General features: G+C 59.8%; 15 protein-coding genes. 12 read left to right on the top strand and 3 right to left on the bottom strand.

Going from position 1 to position 17,051, the window contains the following annotated elements; all coding sequences use genetic code 11:
* The first annotated feature begins 11 nt into the window (after positions 1-11).
* Entirely contained in the window at positions 12-1,259 is a 1,248-nt protein-coding gene (locus AWM69_RS21045) for an MFS transporter (RefSeq protein ID WP_218728314.1), read from the top strand.
* A 94-nt stretch (positions 1,260-1,353) separates the two neighbouring features.
* Complete coding sequence (locus AWM69_RS21050) at positions 1,354-2,280, top strand: zinc-binding dehydrogenase (protein ID WP_077748074.1); 927 nt, start codon at positions 1,354-1,356, stop codon at positions 2,278-2,280.
* Positions 2,281-2,319: 39 nt separating this feature from the next.
* On the opposite strand, the gene AWM69_RS21055 is transcribed toward AWM69_RS21050, so the two are convergent.
* Positions 2,320-3,225, bottom strand: coding sequence for an AraC family transcriptional regulator (locus tag AWM69_RS21055; protein WP_077748075.1), 906 nt, complete (start codon positions 3,223-3,225; stop codon positions 2,320-2,322).
* Between the two features lie 142 nt (positions 3,226-3,367).
* On the opposite strand from AWM69_RS21055, the gene AWM69_RS21060 reads away from it, so the two are divergent.
* Positions 3,368-4,279 carry a LysR family transcriptional regulator gene (locus AWM69_RS21060; protein ID WP_218728316.1) on the top strand — a complete coding sequence of 304 codons (912 nt, stop codon included), beginning with the start codon at positions 3,368-3,370 and terminating at the stop codon, positions 4,277-4,279.
* Between the two features lie 5 nt (positions 4,280-4,284).
* On the opposite strand, the gene AWM69_RS21065 is transcribed toward AWM69_RS21060, so the two are convergent.
* On the bottom strand, positions 4,285-4,908 hold the full coding sequence (locus AWM69_RS21065; RefSeq protein ID WP_032904483.1) for a TetR/AcrR family transcriptional regulator: 624 nt from the start codon (positions 4,906-4,908) through the stop codon (positions 4,285-4,287).
* Positions 4,909-5,147: 239 nt separating this feature from the next.
* Between AWM69_RS21065 and AWM69_RS21070 the strand changes: the two genes are divergently transcribed.
* From AWM69_RS21070 to AWM69_RS21110, 9 genes are all read left to right on the top strand, one after another.
* On the top strand, positions 5,148-6,428 hold the full coding sequence (locus AWM69_RS21070) for a cytochrome P450 (protein WP_077748077.1): 1,281 nt from the start codon (positions 5,148-5,150) through the stop codon (positions 6,426-6,428).
* Entirely contained in the window at positions 6,425-6,634 is a 210-nt protein-coding gene (locus AWM69_RS21075; RefSeq protein ID WP_077748078.1) for a ferredoxin, read from the top strand. The genes AWM69_RS21070 and AWM69_RS21075 overlap by 4 nt, the downstream gene beginning before the upstream one ends.
* Positions 6,635-6,686: 52 nt before the next feature.
* Entirely contained in the window at positions 6,687-8,306 is a 1,620-nt protein-coding gene (locus AWM69_RS21080) for a GMC family oxidoreductase (protein WP_218728318.1), read from the top strand.
* Entirely contained in the window at positions 8,303-9,793 is a 1,491-nt protein-coding gene (locus AWM69_RS21085; RefSeq protein WP_218728320.1) for an aldehyde dehydrogenase family protein, read from the top strand. The genes AWM69_RS21080 and AWM69_RS21085 overlap by 4 nt, the downstream gene beginning before the upstream one ends.
* A 64-nt stretch (positions 9,794-9,857) precedes the next feature.
* Positions 9,858-11,525: a DUF1302 domain-containing protein gene (locus AWM69_RS21090; RefSeq protein WP_047531047.1), complete on the top strand. Its 1,668-nt coding sequence runs from the start codon at positions 9,858-9,860 to the stop codon at positions 11,523-11,525.
* A 27-nt stretch (positions 11,526-11,552) separates the two neighbouring features.
* Positions 11,553-12,914 (top strand): DUF1329 domain-containing protein, encoded by a 1,362-nt coding sequence (locus AWM69_RS21095; RefSeq protein WP_047531045.1) that lies wholly within the window; start codon positions 11,553-11,555, stop codon positions 12,912-12,914.
* 210 nt (positions 12,915-13,124) lie between these two features.
* A complete protein-coding gene (locus tag AWM69_RS21100) occupies positions 13,125-14,162 on the top strand; it encodes an amidohydrolase family protein (protein WP_077748081.1) in 1,038 nt (345 codons plus the stop codon).
* A complete protein-coding gene (locus AWM69_RS21105) occupies positions 14,159-15,346 on the top strand; it encodes a phosphotransferase (RefSeq protein ID WP_373274347.1) in 1,188 nt (395 codons plus the stop codon). The genes AWM69_RS21100 and AWM69_RS21105 overlap by 4 nt, the downstream gene beginning before the upstream one ends.
* A 2-nt stretch (positions 15,347-15,348) precedes the next feature.
* Positions 15,349-16,134: a tyrosine-protein phosphatase gene (locus AWM69_RS21110; RefSeq protein ID WP_218728322.1), complete on the top strand. Its 786-nt coding sequence runs from the start codon at positions 15,349-15,351 to the stop codon at positions 16,132-16,134.
* Here AWM69_RS21110 and AWM69_RS21115 read toward each other — a convergent pair.
* Positions 16,131-17,015 (bottom strand): DMT family transporter, encoded by an 885-nt coding sequence (locus tag AWM69_RS21115; RefSeq protein WP_218728324.1) that lies wholly within the window; start codon positions 17,013-17,015, stop codon positions 16,131-16,133. The genes AWM69_RS21110 and AWM69_RS21115 overlap by 4 nt on opposite strands.
* Positions 17,016-17,051: the final 36 nt, after the last annotated feature.

The following is a 17,051-nucleotide window of genomic DNA, read 5'->3' on the forward strand; positions in this document are numbered from 1 at the left end:
GGTCACACACCATGAAAGGCTTTGATAACGCAGAATTCAAACGCGGCTGGCGAGTGCTGATTCTGGCGCTGGTGGGCGTTGCCACCAGTTCCAGTTCGTTGTTGCTGTACAGCTTCAGCTCCATGGTGATTCCGCTGGAACAGGCCATGGGCTGGGGCAGGGCGGAGTTGCAGGCGGCAATCACCGCACTGTCGCTGGGCACCATCGTCGCATCGCAATTGGCTGGCTGGCTCAACTCGCGCTACGGCTTGCGCCGGGTCACGTTACTGTCGCTGCTGGCGTTGTCCCTGAGTGTCTTCACCCTGACCTGTATCAATGGCTCGATCTGGACCCTCTACCTTGGCTTTTTCCTGGTGCCGCTAGCCGGGCTGGGGACGTTGCAGGTGACCTGGTCGCACCTGGTGAACTTGTGGTTCGAGGAAAACCGTGGTCTGGCGCTGGCGATCATCCTCAGTGGCTCCGGACTGGCGGCCATCATGCTGCCGCTGATCACCGCCTGGACGATCAGCCGGTGGAATTGGCAGGCGGGATTCCTCGCGCTGGGTGTATTGCCGGTGCTGCTGGCGTTGCCCTTGGCCTTACGCTGGTTGTTGCCGACCGCCAATGTCAGCCACAACTCGACGCAACTCCCCGCCACCAGTGAACAAACCGGCGGGCTACTGCTGCGCGAGGCAATGCGCTCTTGGCGTTTCTGGGTGTGCAACCTGTCGATGACGTTGGTTGTGTCGTGCGTGGTGGGCATGGTCACCAACATCGTCCCGTTGCTGCAGGATCGTGGCCTGAGTGCCCTGCAGGCCAGCCAGATTTTCGCCAGCTTCGGCGTGTCGCTGATTCTTGGCCGGCTGCTGGTGGGCTACCTGATCGACCGGTTGTGGGCGCCCGGTGTCGCCTCTCTGGCGCTGCTGATGCCGGCATTTGCCTGTGGCATTTTTGCCTATGGGGATTCCAGTATTGCGATGTACACCTTCGCCACGTTGCTGGTGGGTGTGGGTGCGGGTGCCGAGTTCGATATCGCTGCTTTCCTGATCGCCCGCTACTTCGGCATGCGCGACTACGGCCGCTTGTTTGGCGCGCACCTGGGCTTGATTACCGCAGGTGCGGCTATCTCGCCGTTACTGTTCGCCGGGTTGTTCAAGCTCACCGGTGGCTACTCGGCCATGCTGCTGTTCAGTTTTATCTGCTTTGTCGTCGGCCCCTTGCTACTCCTGACGTTGGGTGGGTATCCGCGATATCAGTCCGAGCCATTAGTGGCCAGTTAGAGAAGCTGCCGAAGTAAATATAGACAAATAACAGAATAATGTTCAATTATTGCCTCAAGTGCAGCCTGACAATAAAACAGACAAGGAGAATGCCATGCGTGCAGCAATCATTTCCGAGCGCAATGCGCCGCCGGTAGTGGGTGAGTTTCGTGATCCGCAACTGCAAGACGGCTCGGTGTTGATCGATGTCGATACCGCTGGCCTTGGCGGCTGGGATGTACTCGGCGCCTACCGTCTGGGTGTTGAATATCCTTGTGTCATTCGCGGCGAAGGCGTCGGCCGTGCGCCGGATGGCCGCCGGGTGTATTTCGGCGAACGCTCGGTGTTGCCGTTTGGTGCGTGGGCAGAGCGCACCCTGGTGCCGCAAGCCGAAGTATGGAATGTGCCGGACGACGTGGACGATAAAACCGCGATCAGCATGGGCATTGCCGCGACCGGCGCCATCGTGCCCCTGGAAAAAGCCGCGATTCAGAAGGGCGAGAAAGTGCTGATCTTGGGCGCCACCGGCACTCTCGGCCAGATCGCCCTGCAACTGGCGCGCGGTCTGGGTGCGGGCAAGGTGGTCGGTGCTGCCCGGTCCGCTGAAGCACTGGGCCGGTTGAAATCGCGAGGCCTTGCCGATGAAGTGGTGACCCTGGGTGGCAGCGATGATGTCGCTGCGCTCAAGGATGCGGCCGATGGCGGATTTGATGTGGTGCTCGACCTCGTGTGCGGTCAACCGATGTTGACGTCCCTGAAAGCCACCAATTGGGGAGCGCGGATCATGACCATTGGCACGGGGGCTGGGCGTCAGCTCAATCTGGATATTGCCGATCTGTTGTTTCGCAACTTGTCGTGCATTGGCACTGGCCAGCGCCCGCCCGCAGACCGTGAACAGATCTGGCTGCGTCTGCTGAAGATCGCCAAGGAGCAGCAGATTCAGGTGGATTACCTGGATTTTACCCTCGATCAGGCGGCCGAAGCCTGGGCCGCGCAGGTCAATGGGCCACACGCCAAAATCACCGCCACGATTCGTCGTTGAAGCCGCGAGCGTTAGAAGGCGCCCTTGTCAGGGTGCCTTCTAACGCTGACGCTGGTGGCGAAATTCCTCGGGTGTGACACCGAGCTCTTTACGGAAGGCCGCACTGAAAGCGGCGGCATTGTTGAAGCCGGCCTGATAGGCCACTTGTTTGATCAGCAACCGTGGGTCAGCCAACAGCGCCACGGCTTTTTGCAAGCGGGTATGCGCGGCGTACTGGCGCAAGGTCATGCCCGTTGTGTTTTTGCAGCGACTGGACAGGGTCCGCAACGGCAGTTCGCAGGCCCGCGCCAAGTGGCCCAGAGAGCGGCCTTCGTCACTTGCGCTGTCGAGCAGTTCCCGCAGGATGTTGAGTTGCCGGGGGCTGAGTTTTTCAGCGTTGAGTGAGTCACTGCCGGACTCGTTGGGCGCGTCGATAAATTCGCGGCGCAGGTCCAGGGCAATGCTGGTGAGCAGGCACTCGGTGTGCAGTTCGCTGGCGAAGCCGGGGTTGGCGACTTCTTCGGCCAGCCGTTGCAGTGAGGCATGCAAGTAACCGCTTTGCAGGTTGAGCATGGCTGCGCTGACGTTGTCCTGCCAGTTCCAGCGATAGCTGCCGAGGACGCCGAGTGATGAGGGATCGAACAGACACACGAGGGCCTTTTGCTCACCGGCATCGTGGCGCAGGTGGAATTCGGTGCCATGGGGAATGAACAACAGCTTGCCCAGAGGCTGGAATTGAGGCACGCCGTGGCTGGAAAAACCGCCGCAGTTAGGCTTGATCTGCGAACTGGCAGGCAGCATCAGACGTAACAGGCAACTGTCGCCGGTTTCGATCAAGGCTGTGCCGGTGTTGGACCATTGCGCATGTTCAACCCGGATGTCGAAGCCTTGCCTGGCCAATGAAGCTTCGGTCAGGAAATTACCCGACGCTTCACAGTCGTACTCGCTGTAGTGGATCGCGTTCATTTTTCAACCTTCAGCCATTTTTATTATTGGCGCTGAAATTCGAAGGATAACGATACGTCAGGGCAGCTACCCGGTCTCGAGTGTAACCAGCGTGAGGACCGAGCTGTTTCATATATTCAGGCGCCAGGTATCAGAAAATCAGATGACAAAAGGCAAAGATATTTCGATGCGTCAACTGCGCTATTTCGTTGCCGCCGCCGACGCCGGGCAGTTTTCCCAGGCGGCACTGAAGGCACATGTCTCGCAATCGGCGATTACTGCAGCGGTGTTGCATCTGGAGCAGTCGATGGGCGTCAGCCTGTTCGACCGCTTGCCCCATGGCGTGACGCTGACTGCTGAAGGCAATAAGTTTTCCCAGCATGCACGGCACATTCTCGACACCCTGCAGGACGCCCTCAGTGAACCGCTGTTCCTTGGCCATGCGATGCAGGGCACCGTGCGTGTCGGTGCCTCCTACACTGTGCTGGGCTATTTTCTGCCAGCGCTGCTGGCACGCTTCAAGCGTAGCTATCCTCAGGTAGAGATCGACCTGATCGACATGGACCGCCAAAGCATTGAAGCAGCCCTGAGCAATGGCGACCTCGACTTGGGCCTGGCGATTGTCTCCAACACGCCGAACTTGCACGGTTTTTCTCACCATGTGCTGATTCGTTCGCGCCGCCAACTCTGGTTGGCCAGTCAGCACCCATTGATGTCTGCCACCTCGATCAATCTCGAAGACGTCGCCGAGCATGCCTATATCCTGGCCACGGTCGATGAGGGGGAGACCTCGACCATGCGCTATTGGGAATCCCGCGGACTGGCACCCAAGGTGGCTTTTCGTACCTCATCCATGGAGGCATTGCGCGGGCTTGTGGGGCATGGATTCGGCGTGACCATTCTCTCGGACATGCTGTACCGGGCCTGGTCTCTGGAAAGCAAGAAGATTGAAATCCGGCCGCTGGTGGATGTGATTCCACCCATGGAACTGGGGCTGATCTGGCTGCCGGATAACTGTTTGTCGGCACCGGCCCAGGCATTCCGACAGTTTCTGATCATGGCCTGCGCCTCTTGATCCCGCTACTGGCGCACGTTGTTGTCAGGCGGCCAGGTGCCGTTGTTCATCAGGCTGTCGAAGGTTTCGGTCATTTCCCGCGCCGGGTTCGGATAGTCGTGGCGCACCCACCACAACCACAACCCCACCAAGGCACCGACGAAACAGCGCACGGCGGCCTCGCCACGCAGTTGATCGATTTGGTACAGGCCCTGTTTCCGGTAGTGTTCCCGGACCTGGATGATCAAGATATTTTCCAGGTGCGCGAGAATCACGTTCTGTCCCGGGCCGCTGAAGAACGCCGTCGTCAGTGCCGCATGACGTTCGGTGGCGCTGAACAGCCAGGCCGAAACATCCAGCAGGACACGGCGGTCGCCATCGACTTCGGTGACCTTGGTCGAGGGAACGCCAATGGCTTCGTACCCGGCGACGATCAGATCCTCCTTGTCACGAAAGTGCGCGTAGAAGGTGGAGCGCGCGACCCCTGTACTGTCCAGTAATTGCTGGACCGTAATTCCTTCGTAGCCCTTTTCCAGCGCCAGGCGATACATGTGGTCCAGCAGCAGTTCCCGGGTGCGTTGGGAACGCAAGGCGTGGCGTTGACTGGCGTGATTTTTATCGGCTGTTTGCACGGAAGCTAGGTGAGACATTCTGAACCTCGGCAGCGCTTTTTATTGGTTTCATGGCGTCGGGTACAACGGCTTCCCGGCGGTGATGGGCACACAATGACAGAGGATGTTTTGCACCAGCAGGGTTGGTTTTAGAACATTTTCAGTGAAAGTGTTAATTAATTCCGTTTGTGCCGTACAGATTTGCGCTTCTGTTCGTTGTGGCTTTGTTCCTGCGGCCTTACCGTTTCTCCAGTCCGATAGAGACCTGGAGAACAATAATGAATAACGCTCCTGAAACGCCTGCACCTGTTCCTGCGCACATTCCCAAACACCTTGTCCGCGATTTCGATCTATGGGCAGAGCTCACCGCCCAGGCTGAAAATGCTTACACCTGGGCCGCCGAACTGCACCAGACGACCCCACCCATTTTCTGGATTCCACGTCTAGGCTTTTTACCCGGCACTTGGGTACCTCGGCGTGCCGAGGACCTGCGGCGCATTTTGCAAGACCCTCAGACCTTCAGCAGTGTCGGCTTGACACCCTACGCGATGTTGCTCGGGGAAAGCTGGCGCCTGGCGCCACTGGAAATCGATCCACCTGAACACGCCAAATATCGCGCATTGCTCAACCCGCTGTTCACACCGAAAAAGGTTGAGGCGCTGGAGCAGAACATTCGCCAGTTGGCCAACCAGCTGATTGACGAGGTGCAAGCCGACGGTCGTTGCGATTTCAACGAAGCGTTCGCCAAACCGTTTCCCACGTTGATCTTCTTGACCCTGATGGGCTGGCCGCTGGAAGACCGGCCATTGTTCCAGCACTGGACGCAGACGCTGATCAAAAGCGTCGACCTGCAAACGGTGACCGACAACGCGCGGGCGATCACCGCCTGGATCCGCAACCACATCGCCGAGCGTCGTGCCGATCCCGGTGATGACTTCACCAGCTATCTGCTGAACAGTCAGATCGACGGTCGGCCGCTGACGGACGATGAAATGCTCGGCATCAACTTCCTGATATTCATTGCCGGCCTGGATACGGTGACCTCTTGCCTGGGGCTATTTTTCCGGCATCTTGCGCGCAATCCGGAGCAGCAAACCCAACTGAGGGCCACCCCCGAGCTGATTGGCGATGCGGTGGAAGAACTGCTGCGCTCGTACTCGATCGTCAATATGCGCCGCACGGTCACCTGCGACGTGCAGATCGGCGAGGTCATGATGAAGAAGGGCGACATGGTGCTGATCAGCACCGAGCTGGCCAATCTCGATCCCGAAGTGTTCGAAGAGGCTGACAAAGTCGACTTCCAGCGCAGTACCGGTGCGTCTCCGCACATGGCGTTTTCCTATGGTGTGCACCGTTGCGTCGGCTCGCACCTGGCGCGCCGTGAACTTCGGATTGCCCTGGAGTTGTGGTTGCAACGGCTGCCGCCCCTGCGCATCGCTGACGACACCACGCCCAAATTCAACGCCTTTGGCGTATTTGGCATGGAAGACCTGCACCTGCAATGGGACCAGCCGGGTACCACGGCAACCGCCTCGAACAAACAGGCAGCCAACGCATGAAAGTGTTGATCAACCAATCCGGCTGCGTAGGTCATGCCCGCTGCAACAACGTCGCGCCCGCGCTCTATCCACTCGATGACAACGGCTACATCGCCAGTAGCGGCTTCAGTGTGCCGATTGGGCAAGAGGGGCTGGCAAAACGCGGTGCCCGTGCCTGCCCGGAACGGGTCATCGAGGTTCGCGATACATCCGACGAACACCGGTGAGTACCGCCCTGGAGATGGAAGGCTTACAGCAACCAGCGAAAGTAGAACCACAATGAGCAAAACCTACGACTACATCATTATCGGTGCGGGGTCATCCGGCTGCGTCCTGGCCAATCGCTTGTCTGCCGACTCGACCGTTTCGGTGCTGCTGATCGAGAGCGGACCGGATCACACCAGCCCGTTGATTGCCATGCCCCGTGGCATTGGCAAACTGCTCAGCCTTGGCAATCCGCATGTGTGGAGCTACAAGGCCGCACGCGGCGAGGGTATGACCGACGAGCAATGGCTCAAGGGCAAAACAATCGGCGGCTCCAGTTCGGTCAACGGCATGGTCTATGTGCGCGGAGCGCCAGCCGACTATGACCATTGGGAAGCGCAAGGCTGCGCGGGCTGGGGCTGGAAAGACATGGGCCGGCAGTTTGTCGCCCTCGAAGACCACCAGTTGGGCAAGAGCCAATGGCGCGGAGTCGGTGGTCCGCTCAAAGTCACCGTGCACCCGTCGGGCCACGCCCTGTGCGATGCCGTCATCAACGCGGCCGGTGAGCTGGGTGTGGCGCGTACTGAAGACACTAATCATATCGACTCGGTCACACAGGGTGGCTTTGGCTATCAGCCGCAAACCACTTGGAAAGGCCAGCGATTCAGCGCAGCTAAAGCCTTTCTCGACCCGGTGCGAACACGCCCGAACTTGACGGTTATGACCAGCACGGATGTGCAACGCATCGAGTTCAGCAATCACCGTGCCTGTGCCGTGCTGGTCAACAACAATGCCGGCAAGGGACGCTTCGACGTGCGGCGCGAGGTGTTGTTGTGCGCCGGTGCCATTGAATCGCCGAAGCTCTTGCAACTGTCTGGCATCGGCCCGGCCGCATTGTTGAATTCGCTGGGTATCAGTGTGCTGCACGACGCCCCCGAGGTCGGGCGCAACCTGCGTGAGCACGTGTACATAGCCATGCAGTACCGGGTCACCCGTGGCAGCTTCAATCACTGCTTCCATGGGATTGGGTTACTCGGTGCAGTGGCCCAATACTTTTTGCGCAAGAAGGGACCGATGACCCATGCCGCCCACGAGGCCGGTGGTTTCATCAAGACGCGCCCGGAGCTGGATCGTCCGGACGCGCAAATCGGCGTCAGCCTCTATTCCATGGACGGCGACGGCAACAAAGTCGAAATCGACAAGCAGCCCGGCCTGACCATCGGTGGCTATTTCCTGCGTCCGCAGAGCCAGGGTGAGGTGCGCATTCAATCGGCGGACGCCACGGTTCCACCCCGGATCAACGCCAATTACTTGAGCGCCGAGATCGATCGTACCTCCGCGATTGCCTTGTTTCGCTGGTTCCGCCGTCTGGCTGCACAGCCGGTGCTCAAGCCATTCATTGTCGGCGAGCTGACACCGGGGCCGAAGGTAGAAAGCGACGCGCAAATTCTTGCCGCGTTCCGCCGCTTCGGCCAGACCGCCTATCACGTTTCCGGGACCTGTCGCATGGGGGCCGACAGCGCGTCGGTGCTCGACCCCGAACTGCGAGTGCGTGGCGTCGAGGGGCTGCGTGTGGTCGACACCTCGGTGATGCCGTGCCTGGTTTCTGGCAACACCAATGCCCCAGCCATGGCCATTGCCATGCGCGCTGCAGAAATTATCACCGGCAAAGTCTCAGGAGATCCAACACCATGAGAGTTCCCTTTACCCAGCTGGACAAGCTGTACATCGATGGTGCGTGGGTGGGTGTCAACGGTCCGCGCGAAGCGGTGCTCAACCCGGCCACCGAAGCGGTCATCGGTCATGCACCGAGCGGTGATCTGCACAGCGCCGACGCGGCCATTGCCGCTGCTCGCAACGCCTTTGATAACGGCCCTTGGCCGTGGTTGAGCATGGCCGAACGAGTCGGGTACATGCGGCGGATGCACGCCGCTTTGGTGGCCAAAAGGGAGCAGCTTGCCGCGCTGATCATCGCTGAAGTCGGTTGCTCGCAAGGCGTGACTTACGCCATGCAGGTGGACATGCCGCTGGGCCATGTGCTGACCGCGATCGAGCAGTCTCTGCACAGTGACAGCCTGCAGATTCCGGTGCAGGCCAATCCCAATCCGTTCAACCCGACCGGGCCGATGATCCTCGGCAGCGGCACGGTGGAGCGTGAGGCGATTGGGGTGGTGGCCGGTATCACCGGCTACAACTTTCCGTTTCTGCTCAATCTGGCCAAGGTGTTTCCAGCCTTGCTGGCCGGCAACACCCTGGTGCTCAAGCCTTCGCCATTTACCCCGTACTCGGCGCTGTTGTTCGGTCAGATCGCTGAAGAAATCGGCCTGCCCAAGGGCGTACTCAACATTGTCACCGGCGGTATTGAAGTGGGCAGCCTGCTGAGCAGCGATCCGCGGGTGGACATGGTCTCGTTCACCGGTTCGGAAACGGTGGGCATGAGCATCATGAGTCAAGCGGCGCCGACCCTGAAGCGCGTGCATCTGGAACTGGGTGGAAAATCGGCATTGATCGTGCGCGCCGATGCCGACATTCAGGCCACCGCCCTGGGGGCCGTCGCCGGGCTGGCGGTCAACGCGGGGCAGGGCTGTGCGTTGCTTACGCGCTTCGTGGTGCATCACTCGGTACGTGAGCAATTCGTGCAATGCGCCAAAGCCATTTCCGGGCAGTGGAAGGTCGGTGACCCGGCGGACCCCAGCGTGATGATGGGCCCGCTGATCCGCGAGTCCCAGCGCGCCAAGGTCGAGCATTTCATCGCCAGCGGCCGCGACGCCGGGGCCACGCTGGTGTGTGGTGGGGGGCGGCCTGCGCACCTGAGCCAGGGCTTCTTCAGCGACATCACCCTGTTCGATGACGTGCGCAACGACATGCTGATTGCCCAAGAGGAAATCTTCGGGCCGGTGGGGGTGGTGATCGGTTTCGACAGCGATGACGAAGCCGTGGCCATCGCCAATAATTCGCGCTTTGGCCTCAACGCTGCCGTGGCCTCGGCCGATGCCGCCACCGCCTACGCCCTGGCCAGACGCATTCGTGCGGGCAGCGTGTACCTCAATGGCGGCAGCGGCAGCCTGCCTTATGCGCCGATTGGCGGCTTCAAACGTTCAGGCCTGGGCCGCGAATTCGGGCCGAACTGGCTTAAAGAGTTCACCCAGGAAAAATCCATCATTTACCCCATCGGGCGCTAGCCATGACGCCCTGCGGCCGGGGTGCAGACAAAACGACTGACAATAAAAACAAAAGGTGGTTTGCATGAAAAAGATGAGTAAACAGGGGCGCATGCGAGCCCAGCGGGCGATGGTACTGCTGGCGGTCGGGGAAATGGCGTTGGGTTACGGTGGTGCGGTGCTGGCGGCGCCGATCGAACTGTCCAACCCGGACTTTCACCTGCGTTGGGACAACACCCTGCGCTACAACCTGGGGATGCGCATGGAGGACCAGGACCGGCGCATCATGAACAACCCCAACTACGATGAATCCGACGGCAAGTTCGACAAGGGCGACATCGTCACCAACCGCATCGACTTGCTCACCGAACTCGATTTTGCCTACCGCAAGGACTGGGGAGCGCGGCTCAGCGCTGCCGGCTGGTATGACCAGGCGTACCACGATAACGATGTGCGCAGTCATGTTGCCGGCTTCCAGACCAGCTACGACAACGATCACTACAGCTCTGAAGTGAAGCGCTACGTCGAAGGGCCGTCGGGGGAAATTCTCGATGCCTTTGTCTGGAAGAACCTGCGCCTGGGCGATGCTTCGGTGAACGTCAAGATCGGCCGCCATACCAATTACTGGGGCGAGGGATTGCTATTCGGCGCCCATGCGATTTCCTATTCGCAAGCACCACTTGATGGGGCCAAGGCGGTGACCAGTCCCGGTATCGAAACCAAGGAAGTGTTCTTGCCCATCGGGCAGATTTCCGTCAAGGCCCAGGCCACCGACAACCTGACCCTGGCCGCGCAGTATTTCTACGAATGGGATTACACCCGTATCCCGTACGGCGGCACCTACTTCGGCGCGGCGGACCCGTTTTTCGAAGGCCCGGACCGCTTGCCGGTAGCCCCGGGTTTTTCCTTTAACCGGGAGAAATCGAAATACGGTCGCGACTCCGCCAACTGGGGTCTGATGGCCAAGTACGACGTTGAAGCAATTCAATCGACGTTGGGCGCGTATTACCGCCAGTTCGATGACTACCAACCCTGGCTGGCGCCAGAAGTCTCGGCCGCTACCGGCAGCTACCGTCTGGTGTACCCACGCAGCGTCAAACTGGTCGGCTTGAGTTTGTCGACTGTGCTCGACACGGTGTCGATCGGAAGCGAGATTTCGTATCGCAAGGGCGGTGCGTTGAATGCGGTCGGCGTCGATCCTTCTGACAACGAAGGGCCGCGTGGCGATACGTTCCACTTCGTCGCCAACGCCGTGTATGGCGTGCCGCGTAACTTTATCGCCAACAACGCCACGCTGATCGGCGAGTTCGCCTACAGCCACCTGCGCAAAGTAACCGAGCACGAAGAACTTTACCTGGGTGAGAACAGCAGCAACTGTGTCGATCCACGAGTCGGCACGCCCGGTTCAGGGGACAAACGCGACGGCTGTTCGACCCGAGATTACGCGGCCATCGCGGTCAATTACACACCGCAATACCTGTCGGTATTTCCGTCTTGGGACATGACCGTGCCGCTGACCGTCAATTATGGCCTGTCGGGCAACGCCGCCAGCGCCGGCGGTGGTAACGAAGGCGCGTTGACCTGGTCTGCCGGCGTGCAGCTGACGTATGCCCAGCGTTACGAATTTGGCTTGCGTTACTCCGACACCGACGCCCAATCGAAGCACATTCCCGGGGACACCGTCGGGGGTAACGGCGCCGTAGGCGGAACCGACCGTGGCTGGCTGGCCTTTACCTTCAAAACCTCCATCTAAAAAAGCCAAGAAGCGGAGTACCTGTTTATGAAAGGACAATTTCCATGGGCGGTGGCGCTGTTGAGCATTGCCACCGCCAGCCTGGCTGCGGCACCGGCCGACCAGGTTGCACAAATCGGTAAAACCCTGACGCCATTCGGTGCGATTATCGCGGGCAATGCCGATGGCAGCATTCCTCCGTACACGGGTGGCCTGACGCAGAGTCCGCCTGGCTTCAAGCCCGACAGCGGCTTCTGGGCCGACCCCTTCAAGGATGAAAAACCGCTGCTGCGGATCAACTCGAAAAACATGGAGCAGTACGCCGACCGCTTGAGCGGCGGGCAAAAAATGCTGCTGAGTAAATTTCCCGGCTACTACCTGGATATTTACCCGACCCACCGCACCGCGGCGTACCCGCAAGCGTTGCTCGATGCCTCGCAGCGCAACGCCAGCAACTGCCGCACGACCAAGGACAACCTCGCGGTCGATCCGGCGTGCCGAGGAGGGCTGCCGTTCCCGCTGCCGCAAAACGGCAATGAAGTCATCTGGAATCAGCAACTGCGCTACAAGGGCACGGGTTACACCACCACGGCATCGTCCAACAGTTGGGTAGTAGATTCCCAGGGTTCGGTGACCAAGACCGCCGAGTCCGCGACCATGGAAGAGGCGCCGTACTACCAGACTCAACAGGCCGATCGCGATCCGCAGTTGTACTACCGCGCCTGGGCACTGGACAGTTACCCGGCTCGCAGCGCCGGGCAACTGATCATCCTCGCCGACTACCTCGACCCGCAAAGCCAGCCACGGCGTGCCTGGAGCTACACCCCAGGGATGCGCCGCATCAAGTTGGCGCCGGAGTTCGCCTACGACACGCCGGTGCCCAACCAGGGCGGTGTGAACCTGTTCGACGAATTGCAGATGTTCTCCGGTAGCCAGGACCGTTTCGACTACAAACTGGTGGGCCGCAAGGAGATGTACATTCCGTACAACGCCTACAAGTTCTACTTCAGTTGCGGCCAGGAAGAACAGTTCAAGCCGCATCATGCCAACCCGGCTTGCGAGCGCTGGGAACTGCACCGGGTGTGGGTGGTGGAAGCGACTCTGAAACCGGGCAAACGCCACGTCTACAGCAAGCGCACCTACTACCTCGACGAAGACACCTTTGGTGCCGGCCTTTATGACGCCTGGGACCAGGGCGGGGTGCTGTATCGCGCGCTGTTCCAGAGCGGCGTGCAGCTGTACGACAAAAACCTGCCGTACACGGTGAAAAACGTCAGTTATGACTTCAACAAAGGCATGTGGTCATTGCTCAACGATGGCCTCAAGGGCGGGTATCGGGTGCACGATGCGCCGCTATCGGAGCGCGACATGAAACCTGAGTCGATTGTTTCCCAGGAGACCCAACGCTGATTTCATCGAGTGGACACGCATTTGCGGCCTGAGAGGGCCGCTTTTTTTTGTGCGGATTTTATAAAAAGGTAGCCCTGCGACTCATATTTAAATGAACACATATTAGGAATGTGTTTATATTATTGGAGGTGCAGTTATCCCTTAAATTGATCCGAATGCCCTGCGAGCGGGTCGTTCGGTCTGCTGGCTAATTACAACAAGGAGAACGCCATGCTGATTGATGTCCACGCCCACTTGCTGACTGAGGGCATGCTGAACCGCCACGAGTTCTGGGGGCCATTCATGAAAGTGCAGGGGCTGACCGTGGGGCATTTTTCCCTCGGCACCAAGCAACCGGCCAAAGCCGCGACGGATGCCGAAGCGCAGGCCAATATCCTCGCGCGTATGAGCCACGCCAGCCGTCGCAAGCTAATGGCCGAGCGGGGTGTCGACAAACTGGTGATGTCCACGCCGTCTCACTGTTTTATGTATTGGGCGGGTGATTTCGCCAATGAATACGCGCGCATTTGCAACGACGAGTTGTCGGCATTTTGCCGGGCTGATCCCGACCACTTCGATTTCTGGTGCCACGCCAACCTTGCGGACCCGCAAAACGCTGCGAAGGAAATTGAACGCGCGGTGACTCAGTTGGGCGCCAAGGGTGTGTGCGTCGGCGGGGCCAACTTCAATGGTCTGGAGGCTCACGACGAACGCCTGTTCCCCGTCTGGGAAAAACTCACCCAGCTGGATGTACCGATCATGGTGCATGGCTTCAACCAGTCGATTTACTGGGGCGAAAAACACACCGACGACAAGTTCGAAACCACCTCCATCGTCGGTGACTGCGTCGATGAAACGCTGTTCTTCTGGTACCTGATCTGCGGCGGCGCACTGGATGTTTTCCCGACGTTGAAAACCTACATCACCCACGCCGGTGGCATGGCGGTATTCCAGTTGGGACGCCTGAGCGAACTGAACCGGGCCATGGCACCGGACTCGCGCAACCAGCGACCGTTGATGGATTACCTGCAGAACTTTTACTTCGACCTTGACGTTCATGCGCCCGGCTTGCGCCGCGGTGTCGCCGAGGTGGTCGGCGCGGAGCGTCTGTTGTACGGCACCAACTTTGGTGGTGCGTATGACCATGGCGATCTGACCGAAGGCATCGGCTTGTCCGCTGAAGACCGCGAGCGGATTCGCAGCGGTAACGCGATCGAACTGCTCAAGCTGAAGGTGCCGGCCAACGCTGGTCGGGTGCTGACGCTGTGACTGATAGCTCGCTGGGGCGGCCCTACCCGCAGCGCAGCGGACGGTTGCCACGGCACCTGAGCGAGATCACCGCAGCCTGGCTAACTCAGCTATTGCAGCCGCGTTATCCGGGCATCCAGGTGCTGGCGTTGACGGCAGTGGAAGTTCGAAACGGTCACACCACCAAATTCCGCATCAGGCTTGAGTTGAATGAGGTCGGTCAGCGCGCGGGGATTCCTGCGCACGTGTGCCTGAAGTCGAATTGGTCCGAGGGTTTCGAGAGCGGCGATATCTGTGAGCTGGAAGCGCGCTTTTATCATTTGGCGCGCGGCTGGTCCGATGCGCCACTGCCAGACACCTATCTCACCGACTGGGACGCCGATGGCGGCGGTCGAGGCGTGCTGATGATGGAAGACCTTGGCCTGGCCGCCGGGCAATTTGGCCATAGCACCGATCACCTGGGCGTGGACGGCGTCGCCGGGGGGCTGGAATCACTGGCGACGTTGCATGCTGCCACCTGGAACAGTCCGCAGCTACGGGGCCAGGGCTGGCTGCCGGTGTCGATGGCCAACCCGGTGGACAGCGACGGACTCTTGCGCATGTACAACTACATCAAGGTCAATCTGCGCAACCCGGAGTACCAGCGGTTGTTGCCGAAATGGATGTACGAGACGCCAGATCTGTTCAGCCATGCCTTCGACGAATTGGGAGCGTTCGAACGGGAGCAGACTTCACCCAGCTGTCTGATCCATGGCGACTCGCACCAGGGCAACAGCTTTTTACGCAGTGACGGTCAACGTATCTGGCTGGACTGGCAACTCGCCAGGTATGGCCGGCCATGGCGCGATGTCGCGTACTTCATGCTGGGTGCGTTGACCGTGGCGGAGCGCCGTGCCGATGCGCAGCGTTTGCTCAGCGTGTACCGCGAAAAACTGATCAGCCTCGGTGCCGAAGGCGTGCTCGACCAGGACGCGGCGTGGGAACAATTGCGGCGTTGGCCGGTTTGGGGGATGCAGACCTGGATGTCGAATATGGATGAATGGGGGCAGGCAGGGCTGCCGATGGTGGAACGTTTTTTCGCCGCTGCTGAAGATTTCGATACCCTGCACTTGCTGACTCACGGTCGTAAGCCACGCCGGACGCCGATACTGGGGCAGGGCGCGCGGCCATTGACACAGGCCTATCAGCACCTGTTGGAGAATTGAGCATGAGCAACCCGGAACACTTGCTGCTGCAAGGCGCGGATAACTTTCGCAGTTTGAAAGGCATGCCCACCCGCTGTGGTCGCCGCATTGGCGGCCATACCCTGTTACGGGCAGACCAATTGCATCGCCTGACCGCTGAAGACTGGCAGGCATTACAGCGTATTGGGCTAAAGACCCTCTGCGACTTACGCAGCGCGGGCGAGCGTGAGCATTACCCGAGCCGTCTGCCTGATTCGGGTATGCACCTATTGCATCTGGAGGTCATCGGCGATCTGCGTGCCGATCCACAGATTGCCGCGATGCTGGCCGACAATCCGGCAGAGGAGGGGGCACGGTGCATGATGCTGGAGGTTTACCGGCAACTACCGGGAATGTTGGCGCCCCGGCTGTCAGCATTGTTTGAGCGGTTGTCTGGAGAGAATGCTTCGGTGCTGATTCACTGCGCGGCGGGCAAGGACCGCACCGGCGTGGCGGTCATGCTGCTGTTGCACTCCCTAGGCGTGGCGCCTGAACACATCATGGCCGACTACTTGCGTTCGGCACGACGTTTCAGCCAGCTGGATGCAGAACGCCAGGAGGCGAGGAGTAATACGGTGAATCGCATGGTGGGCCAGCCGGTTAGCGAATCAGCGATCAACGCTGTATTGGATGCCCGGCCCGAGTACTTGAATGCCGCTTATTTGGTAATCGAGGCCGAGTACGGAGGGCTGGATTGCTATCTGCAACGCTTCAGTGGTTTGAGCACCGAGCGTTTGCAGCGATTGCGAGATGCTTTGCTGGTCATCTAGGTCACGACTTCGGTCATGACCCGCGCAGGTTTCCATTGCGCCAATCCAATTCCCAGCAAAATCAATCCGCCGCCGACCGCGTGGTACAGGTGCAGTGATTCGCCAAGCAGTGCAATCGCCAATACCGCAGTAAACAACGGCACCAGATTCATCAGTACGGAGGTTTTTTCTGCGCCGAGGGTTTGCAGGCCGCGCATCCATAGGCCGGGTGCCAGCGCCGAGGCGAACAGCCCGGCGAACAACACCAGCGGGACATTAGCGGTTGTCAGGGCTATCGAAGGGGCCAGCACAAAGGGCGGCACCAACAGCAGGGTGCCGCAGATTATTTGCACGTAAAGGCTTTCCCAGGTCGGCAGGGGAATCTGCCAGCGCTTGACCAGCACGCAATACAGCGCGTACGACAACGAGGCCAGCAACATCATCAATTCCCCTCGGCCAACCCCGTGTGCCCAGAGCGAGGGCAGGTCGCCTGCGGCCAGCAACCAGGTCAGTCCGGCAAACGACACCAGAGCGCCGACCAATAAGGTCGCGGTCGGTCGGGTCTTTAGAATGGGAAAAGCGAGCAGCACGGTGAGCAGGGGCATTGTCGCCAGGATCAGGCCCATGGAAGTGGCGCTGACAGTGTGCGCGGCAAAATAGGCCAGCGACTGGTACAGCGACATGCCGAGCAAGCCCAGCAACCATAACTTGGGCAGGTGCGGCCGAATCTGCCGCCGCAACCGCCAGACCCTGGGCAACAACACCGGTGACAACACCAGCAACGCGATCAGCCAGCGGTAAAAGGAAATGGCTGCGGGGTCAATCACCCCAACAGATAGGCGATTGACCACGGTACTGGCGGCCCAGATCAGTGTGGAAAGAACAGGGAATAGCAAGTTCATCACGGGGGCGCCAACGTTGAGGGTGCGCAGAACGCA

The sequence above is a fragment of the Pseudomonas sp. D1HM genome (assembly GCF_019266105.1).
Lineage (GTDB): Bacteria > Pseudomonadota > Gammaproteobacteria > Pseudomonadales > Pseudomonadaceae > Aquipseudomonas > Aquipseudomonas taetrolens.

What these genes read in the sequence shown, in the direction of transcription:
- AWM69_RS21065 (WP_032904483.1), bottom strand. Translation starts at nt 4,908, where the DNA reads ATGTCTCACCTAGCTTCCGTGCAAACAGCCGATAAAAATCACGCCAGT.
- AWM69_RS21090 (WP_047531047.1), top strand. Translation starts at nt 9,858, where the DNA reads ATGAAAAAGATGAGTAAACAGGGGCGCATGCGAGCCCAGCGGGCGATG.
- AWM69_RS21075 (WP_077748078.1), top strand. Translation starts at nt 6,425, where the DNA reads ATGAAAGTGTTGATCAACCAATCCGGCTGCGTAGGTCATGCCCGCTGC.
- AWM69_RS21070 (WP_077748077.1), top strand. Translation starts at nt 5,148, where the DNA reads ATGAATAACGCTCCTGAAACGCCTGCACCTGTTCCTGCGCACATTCCC.
- AWM69_RS21045 (WP_218728314.1), top strand. Translation starts at nt 12, where the DNA reads ATGAAAGGCTTTGATAACGCAGAATTCAAACGCGGCTGGCGAGTGCTG.
- AWM69_RS21085 (WP_218728320.1), top strand. Translation starts at nt 8,303, where the DNA reads ATGAGAGTTCCCTTTACCCAGCTGGACAAGCTGTACATCGATGGTGCG.
- AWM69_RS21110 (WP_218728322.1), top strand. Translation starts at nt 15,349, where the DNA reads ATGAGCAACCCGGAACACTTGCTGCTGCAAGGCGCGGATAACTTTCGC.
- AWM69_RS21095 (WP_047531045.1), top strand. Translation starts at nt 11,553, where the DNA reads ATGAAAGGACAATTTCCATGGGCGGTGGCGCTGTTGAGCATTGCCACC.
- AWM69_RS21050 (WP_077748074.1), top strand. Translation starts at nt 1,354, where the DNA reads ATGCGTGCAGCAATCATTTCCGAGCGCAATGCGCCGCCGGTAGTGGGT.
- AWM69_RS21060 (WP_218728316.1), top strand. Translation starts at nt 3,368, where the DNA reads ATGACAAAAGGCAAAGATATTTCGATGCGTCAACTGCGCTATTTCGTT.
- AWM69_RS21080 (WP_218728318.1), top strand. Translation starts at nt 6,687, where the DNA reads ATGAGCAAAACCTACGACTACATCATTATCGGTGCGGGGTCATCCGGC.
- AWM69_RS21100 (WP_077748081.1), top strand. Translation starts at nt 13,125, where the DNA reads ATGCTGATTGATGTCCACGCCCACTTGCTGACTGAGGGCATGCTGAAC.
- AWM69_RS21055 (WP_077748075.1), bottom strand. Translation starts at nt 3,225, where the DNA reads ATGAACGCGATCCACTACAGCGAGTACGACTGTGAAGCGTCGGGTAAT.
- AWM69_RS21115 (WP_218728324.1), bottom strand. Translation starts at nt 17,015, where the DNA reads ATGAACTTGCTATTCCCTGTTCTTTCCACACTGATCTGGGCCGCCAGT.